This window comes from Streptomyces scopuliridis RB72 (assembly GCF_000718095.1).
Classification (GTDB): Bacteria; Actinomycetota; Actinomycetes; order Streptomycetales; family Streptomycetaceae; genus Streptomyces; species Streptomyces scopuliridis.
The window spans coordinates 1-485 of the sequence record NZ_JOEI01000084.1 but is presented as its reverse complement, the minus strand read 5'-3'; the positions used below and the strand labels follow the sequence as shown (position 1 = coordinate 485).

At 66.0% G+C, this 485-nt stretch carries 1 protein-coding gene; it reads left to right on the top strand.

Features of this window, described 5'->3' with window-relative positions; all coding sequences use genetic code 11:
* The coding region (locus IF11_RS37470; RefSeq protein WP_037729497.1) for an AMP-binding protein at nt 1–485 on the top strand (485 nt) is incomplete at both ends.

Below are 485 nucleotides of genomic sequence, written 5' to 3'. Positions count from 1 at the left end.
GGGGGTGTGTATGTGCCGTTGCATGGGTCGTATCCGGAGGAGCGGGTGCGGGAGGTGCTGGGGCGGAGTGGTGCGGTGGTGGTGGTGACGGACCGGGGGGTGGATGAAGTCGGGGGGCTGCCGGTCGTACGGGTGAATGCGCAGCCGGCGTCTGATGTGCGGCTTCCTTCGGCGCTTCGGGCGGGCTCGTTGGCGTATGTGATGTTTACGTCGGGGTCCACGGGTGTGCCCAAGGGTGTCGCGGTGACGCATGGGGACGTCGTGGCGCTTGCTGCTGATTCCCGCTGGTCGTCGGGCGCGCACGAGAGGGTTTTGTTTCATTCGCCGCACTCGTTTGATGCGGCGACGTATGAGGTGTGGGTGCCGTTGTTGAACGGTGGCACGGTGGATGTGGCCGAGGCTGACTTGAGTGCGTCGGTGGTGCGTGCAGCGGTGGCGCGTGGGGTGTCTGGGCTGTTTCTGACGAAGGCGCTGTTCGACGTGCT